The sequence below is a fragment of the Aureispira sp. CCB-QB1 genome (assembly GCF_000724545.1).
Taxonomy (GTDB): domain Bacteria; phylum Bacteroidota; class Bacteroidia; order Chitinophagales; family Saprospiraceae; genus Aureispira.
The window spans coordinates 1-7754 of sequence record NZ_JHBV01000149.1; the positions used below are offsets into that span (position 1 = coordinate 1).

10 protein-coding genes are annotated in these 7754 nt (G+C 33.4%); 7 read left to right on the top strand and 3 right to left on the bottom strand.

Annotated elements, in window-relative coordinates:
- Window positions 1-91 precede the first annotated feature (91 nt).
- Complete coding sequence (locus tag CG11_RS28260) at window positions 92-1255, bottom strand: site-specific integrase (protein WP_052600274.1); 1164 nt, start codon at window positions 1253-1255, stop codon at window positions 92-94.
- 658 nt (window positions 1256-1913) lie between these two features.
- The gene (locus tag CG11_RS28265) at window positions 1914-2219 is read right to left on the bottom strand and encodes a PD-(D/E)XK nuclease family transposase (RefSeq protein WP_052600275.1); all 306 of its coding nucleotides are present in this window, start codon (window positions 2217-2219) and stop codon (window positions 1914-1916) included.
- Window positions 2220-2830: 611 nt separating this feature from the next.
- On the opposite strand from CG11_RS28265, the gene CG11_RS28270 reads away from it, so the two are divergent.
- From CG11_RS28270 to CG11_RS30325, 7 genes are all read left to right on the top strand, one after another.
- The gene (locus CG11_RS28270; RefSeq protein ID WP_052600276.1) at window positions 2831-3298 is read left to right on the top strand and encodes a hypothetical protein; all 468 of its coding nucleotides are present in this window, start codon (window positions 2831-2833) and stop codon (window positions 3296-3298) included.
- Window positions 3299-3472: 174 nt separating this feature from the next.
- Entirely contained in the window at window positions 3473-3805 is a 333-nt protein-coding gene (locus CG11_RS28275; protein WP_052600277.1) for a hypothetical protein, read from the top strand.
- Window positions 3806-3819: 14 nt separating this feature from the next.
- Window positions 3820-4254: a hypothetical protein gene (locus tag CG11_RS28280; protein ID WP_052600278.1), complete on the top strand. Its 435-nt coding sequence runs from the start codon at window positions 3820-3822 to the stop codon at window positions 4252-4254.
- A 140-nt stretch (window positions 4255-4394) separates the two neighbouring features.
- On the top strand, window positions 4395-5216 hold the full coding sequence (locus CG11_RS28285; RefSeq protein WP_156039959.1) for a hypothetical protein: 822 nt from the start codon (window positions 4395-4397) through the stop codon (window positions 5214-5216).
- Window positions 5217-5604: 388 nt separating this feature from the next.
- A complete protein-coding gene (locus CG11_RS28290; RefSeq protein WP_052600280.1) occupies window positions 5605-6096 on the top strand; it encodes a hypothetical protein in 492 nt (163 codons plus the stop codon).
- A gap of 212 nt (window positions 6097-6308) precedes the next feature.
- Window positions 6309-6866: a hypothetical protein gene (locus tag CG11_RS28300; RefSeq protein ID WP_052600282.1), complete on the top strand. Its 558-nt coding sequence runs from the start codon at window positions 6309-6311 to the stop codon at window positions 6864-6866.
- 22 nt (window positions 6867-6888) lie between these two features.
- The gene (locus CG11_RS30325) at window positions 6889-7035 is read left to right on the top strand and encodes a hypothetical protein (RefSeq protein WP_156039960.1); all 147 of its coding nucleotides are present in this window, start codon (window positions 6889-6891) and stop codon (window positions 7033-7035) included.
- Window positions 7036-7076: 41 nt separating this feature from the next.
- Here the strand turns inward: CG11_RS30325 and CG11_RS28305 are convergent.
- Window positions 7077-7754 (bottom strand): glycoside hydrolase family 19 protein (locus CG11_RS28305; protein WP_231512847.1); only part of this gene is annotated, 678 nt, incomplete at its 5' end.

A 7754-nucleotide genomic window follows, 5' to 3' on the forward strand; every position in this document is an offset into this window, starting at 1 on the left:
TTTTTGTGGTAATTAAATCTAGTAGATTCCTATCTTTTTTCCAAAAAAAAAGTCATCGCCGAAAAATTCGGGATGACTCATGTCCTAATTCCTACCAATCCACCCCATCCAAAGCATCGTTCACCATCTTACTAGACAGATGCAAATACACCATTGTTGTTTCAATCTTAGAATGTTGCAGAATCGCCTTTAAAATATGCAGCGGAATTTTAGCTGCCAAATGCGTGGCAAAAGTATGTCGGGCCACATGGCTTGTAATCGGTTTGGTGATGCCCGCCAAAACCGCCAACTCCTTTAGCGTGCGGTTAAAATACTGGTTGCTGTATTGATGAAAGACCCGCTCCTCTTTCGCCCCTGCAATTTGGTGCTTTTGAATCAATAGCTCTGGTTTCCTTAGATGCAATTTGTACAAAGGCAGCAAGAGCTGCTTGCTTGTCTTTTTAGCCACGATATTCAACAACAAGCCCTCTTTATCTTGGTCGATGTCTTTGTGACGAATGGCGCAAGTATCTGAGAAGCGCAAGCCCGTATAACACGAAAATAAAAACATATCCCGAATCAGCTCCAGATAAAATTCATTCCGTTCAAAGGTCAAGGCCTCGAGGCGCTCCACTTCTTCCGTAGACAAGACAATCCGCTCAGTTGGTTGCGTTTTGGGTGTGAAATTTAGATAAGGATTTTTAGTAGCCTCCAACAGCCCCCGCCGAATTGCTTGGTTAATGTATTTTTTGACTTGCTTGTGATGCGTGTATACCGTGTTGGTGTGCAACCCTTTTCCAAATAAAAAGGTATCAAAATCATCAATCAAATTATACGTCAATTCCGAGAACTTGACATTCTTTTGAAATTCTACCCAATAGTTTAAAGCCGTTTTGTGCTTCTTCTTCGTTATTTTGGTCAATTTGGTGTCCTGCTCTAGCTCGTACCGCCAAAAGTCCGTAAACGACTGCACATCGTCGTATTTAAAGTAATTTTCTAGCTGCTCCAAGGTCATCGAGCCATGCTTCTTAATCCAATCCAAGACATAGGCTTCTAACTCGTCTAATTGCCGTCTTATTTCGGCGTTGTACTGCAAACTTTGGGGATGGTTTTGGACTTGGTGGCTTTTTTTGTTCCATTGCATAGGGGTCACATAAATACCCGTTGCAAAGTATTTTCTTTTCTTGTCTAAATAAGCTCGTATCTGCACGGAAGCCGTGCCGTCTTTTCGTAGCTTTTTATTTCTACTATTGTAGACTACTGCAAATTGAATCATATTCTTTCTTTTTAGATTTATCAGTTAGCAAAAACCATTCTAAAAAGAAAACCAATGAAGGAGAAACAGCCCTTTTTTTGCCCACTCAAAATAAGGTGGGGGGACAAAATTTGGACAAAAAAAACAACTAAAAATGGTTTTAAATTAAACAGCAAAAATAAAAACGACAGCAACAAAAGGCTAGAACAGCGATAAAACCTAGCATACAGCGTCTTTTTTAATCGTCAACCATTGGCAAAAAACAGCAAAAAAAGGGGGGACAAAATTTGGGCATAAAAACACCTGTATGCCCTATTAGAGCCTCTGAGCCGTGTCCCCCTTAAAAAACACAGTTCAAAATCCTACAACAAAAAAAAAGCTAGAACCTCGATGATTGCTAGCTTTTAATTTCATCTATGTAGACGTATGGTCGCCCAAGTAGTACCCGGAGCGGCTTAAAGGCATAACTTTCAATGCATTAATTATCAGTAAATTGCAATCAATTTAAGCATTTAATCCATCAAAAGTAACACGTTTTATTTCCGTTCTCTGAATATGATATTAAATATAAAAATCCTTTTTAAGGAAACAATGTCCTTTGCAACTTCTATAAATAAAAAGCGTTATATTTGCTAAGCATATTTCATTAATCATACATGCTATTTCTTTCTCAAGGGATTCAATGTTTAGTAATTTCTGCTACTCGGAATAAGTGTTCGAAAACCTTTTCTTGCAATGCTATAGGGCAGTTTTGGAGATTGGCTAAGTGTCTAAAAACATACAACCATTTATCAAATTTAGTTTCGAACTCACGATCTATTTTCGTAAACTTGGGCAACTCAATGTAGATGTAGGTTAGTTTATCATAAAAGAGTCGGTTCTTTTGATCTTTTAACTTTACGGTATGTAGGATTTCTGTCCGATCCTTATGCTCATCAAATACAAAATCAGTAAGAGGGTTGATGTATTTACCTTGTAAGGTCATTGCATATTTATATAAAAAAATAAAGGAGAAAGACGAACGACTGAAAGATAAAGAAGAAATTATTCGGTTAATGCGAAATCAGAAATAGGAAAGCGAGGGTTCGCTTTTTTTTGCCTTTATGTATTTGTAAAAATTTTATAGAATATTAGTTTTTTTTTAATAAAGTGCCTAAAACTGCATATATTATATTGTGTATATAGATCGTTATATGTGCTTATATATGCAATTGTGTATATATGGTAGTTATGTGTGCTTATATATGCAATTGTGTATATATGGTAGTTATGTGTGCTTATATATGCAATTGTGTATATATGGTAGTTATGTGTGCTTATATATGCAATTGTGTATATATGGTAGTTATGTGTGCTTATATATGCAATTGTGTATATATGGTAGTTATGTGTGCTTATATATGCAATTGTGTATATATGGTAGTTATGTGTGCTTATATATGCAATTGTGTATATATGGTAGTTATGTGTGCTTATATATGCAATTGTGTATATATGGTAGTTATGTGTGCTTATATATGCAATTGTGTATATATGGTAGTTATGTGTAATTGAATGAACCGATTCAAACCAGAACTGTACAATTGAAAAAAGATTATGAATAAAGTACTAGGACTTCTTGTATTGATATTTTTGTCAACTTCTGGTTGGGCTCAAGAAGATATTGATTTCACTTATGAATTCAATAGAGATGACTCAAATCCAAACATTGTTAATGTAACGGCTGAAATCATTAATAATTCATCTGAAGACATTTATTTTCTATCAGAATCTTGTAACGGACTTGACTACTATTTAACAACAACTTCAGACTCGACAGAAATTCTGATTCTGATTCATTGCAATGCAACCTTCCCCAGAAAAATTGAACTGAAAGCCAATTCTTCTTATGAATTTAAAACGATTATTAAACTTAATGGAGATATTAAAGAAGTTGGAATGAATCTGAATCTTGTAAAGCTGAATGGTTCCTCAGAAGTCGAAGGAAAATTTATAAATGAAATTAGAAAAGCAAACACGGGGAGTACTTTGATACTCGAAGGACCGATTAAAAAAATGAAATAAAAAACACATAACAACGTGTATAGTGCATACCCTTTGGGATACGCACCATACACAAACCGTTGGCGGCAATTAAAGAGCCAAAATTTATCATTCCACAGATAACATTTTATTTTATTATTTAATTTTATTATTTTTAATAAATTCATTTCAAATATAAAATCCTCAAAAGAAAACATGTTAAATTTCACACTTCCCGATTTTGATGAAATCACAGAAGATGGTTTACAACTTCTGCTTGAAAAAACCGTCAAACACAAAGGCATCTGGAGAATCCACAAAAGTGATTTAGATGATATATTTCCTAGTGATCCTCATGCAGACAGACAGGACGAACCTGAAAAACTAGATCTTTACACTGGAGATGTTTATGATAAAAAGACGAAAAACTATAAGTACAAGCTTCCCAAAAAAGCTATGAGGTTTATTTACAAAAAAATAATGTACTGTAAAGAAGATGCCATAAAAGATAAATTGCTTGAAAATGAAGATTCTATTACTTATCTATAAAATCTAAAAATCCAATGAATAATAATACACTATATCAACTCGAAGAAAATGCAAAAAATGTTCGTTACCAATTAATGAAAAAAGGTACAGAACTGGATTTTGCTAGAAAAAATGTTAGCAAAAATAATATTGATGAGCTTGAAAAGCTAAAAAAAGAAGTTGATGATTTGAGAACTGAATTGGAAAATATAACATCTGAAATCAGAAATTTAAAGTTCAGATATTACGTTATCTATGAAATCCATTTCGTAAATGGTTGGACAAAAGAAATAGAAAAAGAAACTTATAAACAGTTCATCTGGCTAAATGAAGACTTAAAGATAAACTTACCTCAAAAAAATAACTGGCAACTTGATTCTCCCGAAATTTCTAAACTTCTAAGAGAGCTCATAGACATCTTAAAGTATCAATATGATGAAGTAACTCTACTCCATATAAAAAGAATCTAAAACTACCTACAATAAGGTGTATAACTCCAAGCTGACCACCATATGACACAAAATCCATGATTTTGTTTTGGGTTGGTTACATTAAAAAAATAATCATATATAGACTTGATACATATTATTATAAACAAAATAAATCCAAAATGAAATGCTATAATTGTGGTAAAGAGCTAACTAAACAAACAAAAACTAAAGAACATATTCCTGCCCAAGCTTATTTTGTTGGCTATGGAGATGAATACAAACTCAATAGAATTACTGTTCCTGCGTGCTACCCTTGTAATCAAAAATACTCGAAAATCGATAATGAGATACGAGATGCATTAGGAGTAATAAATGAATCTGATGAAAAACAGAAGGAATTAAGCAGAAAAGCAGCTAAATCAATTTTACAAAACATCAAAGGTAGAACCAATAGATTACATTTTGATGAATCGGGAAATATTGAAGCAGTTGAGTTTAATTACAATGATTTCAAAACCTTAGCTATCAAAGACTTTAAAGGGCTTTTTTATAAAAAATATGGTTTCCCTTTGCCCAAAAATTGGAAAGTTGAAATTATAGCAGATTTTGAAAACAATTCAAACTTAGATGCAGCTAAAGCAGGTTTGTTAGCATATCTAAATAAAGACACTCAATGGTCTAAATCTGGTCATTTAGATATATTCAGCTATAAACTTAAAGCTCTAACTCCTGATGAAAATGGAGATATAACAGATGGTAAAAATATTGAAAACACCAAGTCTTTTGCAAGTGTGCAAGTCTACCATGATCGAATAAGTTTTATTGTTGTAGCTGCACGTAAAAAATATCTAAATAAATTAGAAAAGGGAGATATTCCTCCCTCAAAAAAGAAAAAATCAAAAAGAACAAACAAAGAAAAAAATAAAATCAAAATGGAAAACTTGAAAAGGAAACTAGGAAAGAAAAGATTGTGTAAAAACAAAAGGCAACAAAAAAAATAACTGCCGCCAACAATGTGCATATAGCCATTGGGGCCATATTTCGGGCGCAAAAAATGCCGTTTTCACTCCTAGAGCGCCAAATCTACGATTTGACGATTGTTGGAAAATTTAATCGAAAAATCGTAGATTTGGCTTCGTGCAGACGCTTGGATTTCGTTCTTTGAGCTTCCCCAACGTTATATGCACTCACGTTGGCATTACACATTGCAGAGCTAAAAAAATCAAAAAAGTGTATTTTTAGTACGTATGAAGGGTTTGAGTCTAAACTTTTGGTTATATCTAGCTAAAATAATACCTAAAATAAATTCGAAAATTTTAAATTACTAGTGCAAAGTGGTAAATCTTTCCATGATAAAAAAACTCAGAATCTATTTTAAAACACATCACAATGAAAAAGCTATTACTGCTTCTCTTCCCTCTTTTTTTCAGCCATCAAGCTACTGGATGCTCTTGTTTTGGAACCGCTATTATAAAAAAAGAAATAAAGAAATCTAAAATTGTAATCACAGGTAAAGTAGCTTCAATTGAAAGAGTATATATTAAATTTGAAGATTTAGATGAGTTTGAAAAAATTGATAGTACATTTTCTGGTATCTTCTTAAATAAAGTTACGTTTCAGGTAAATTCTATTTATAAAGGAAAGAGGAAGATGAAAACTATCACAATCTATACAGGAATTGGAGGAGGAGATTGCGGGATTAATTTCAAAAAAGATATAGATTACATTATATATGGATCAAGAGAAATTCCTGATTATTCTAAAGAGTTTAACACTAAAAATTTAAAAAACTCTTTCTGGACAGATATATGTACTAGAAGCCAAGAGCTTAACAAAAATGAAATACAAAAAATTGAAAAGTTCAAAAAAATAAAACGATAGCCAACACGGCATTATATGTCCATCCCACATTTTGGGGCTAAAGAAAAAGGCGGAGCGTGTGTTCAACTCCGCAAAATCTGCGATTTTGCTTTGGGAATGGCTTATCTTCAGTTCGCACAGTTTGTGCCACAGTCATATGACACTCACGTTCTATACAATTACACCTTAGCTCAGAAAAAATCACTACTTTTATAACCTAAACTAAAAGGCAAATGCAAAACATAGGAGAAGAAATATGTGGAGAATATCTAAACCATATTATTGGCTGTGATTTTATCACCTATAATATAACAAACCCAGATATTCATGGCGAAATAGATGTGGTTGGTATTAAATTACTTGACAAAGAAATCTATGTTTGTGAAGTTGCTACCCATACAGGAGGATTACAATATGTCACAAATAAAAGACCTGATGACTACAACCGTTTCTATTCTAAATTTAAAAAAGACATAGATTATGCTCAAAAGTATTTTAAAGGCTTCAAAATAATCCCAATGCTTTGGTCACCAATAGTTCGAATAAGCAATGAATCCGCAAAATATAACACTTACACAGAGTTAATTAGACTTAAAGAAAAAATTCATGAAGAGTATGAACTTAATCTAAAACTAATAATTAATGAAAAATATAAATCTGCATTAGATGACTTAAAGAATTACGCCTCAAAAAAAACTAGTGCTTTTTCATCCCCTGTTATGCGCTTATTCCAAATCGAAAAAAATCTTGATAAGCATATTGCTAGATTAGCGAAAAGTAAAAAAAATTAAAATAGTTTCATAAAAAATAACGATGACCGACGAATCAATACAGGGTATTCTTACGACACTAAATAGTGATTCTTTTCAGTACAAAATAGAAATTACAAAGCTTTCAGAAGAAGTTTTCTTTGCAGAAACTTGGCTTGATAAAAAGCCAACTCCTTTAAATGAAGTTTAGAATCAGGAATCATTGTAAAATGATAATACTCACATCTTTTATTAAAAACTTTGAGCAATGCTTTGAGCATAGCCCTCTACCCTACTCGCCCGATCCAAACCATTCACCACCCAGCGAGCATTATAAAAGTCCACCTTCGATGCATTAATATACCTTTCCAAAGGACGACGAGTAAACGCTCCTTCCATCATCCCCTGTACCAAAATACGAGCTGCATACTTAGGCTGCATCACCCAATCAGGATTAGAAACAAAGTCAACTCCTAGTAACTTCGACATTTTAGCATAATTCCGATCCCAAGTCAGCTGCACAAAACCACGCCCATAATAGCCCGTATACCAATAGGCATTTTGATTGTTGTACACCTCTGTTTGACTAGACGAAGCTCTTCTTTCTTTAATCGGTCGAAAGTTGCTTTCATGTCGAGCAGTTGCCAGGATATAAATCAACTTATTTTGGTCTTTATCTCCATATCGTTCAAACATCTTCACAATAAGCTGGATGGAATCCTTTTGCGTTTGATCTAAGGAACCAAAAGCAGCTTCACAGGCTTTTACAAAACGTAGGCGCCTAGCCCTTACTATTAAGGAGCGGGTTAAAACCAAAAAGAGGAGCAACAAAGCCGCCCCTCCTAGATATCGTTTCGTTTGTATTGTCATGCCAATTGAAATTGATGCAAATGTTTGTATAAATTCGGTCCTGGACAACGGGTTGTTCCA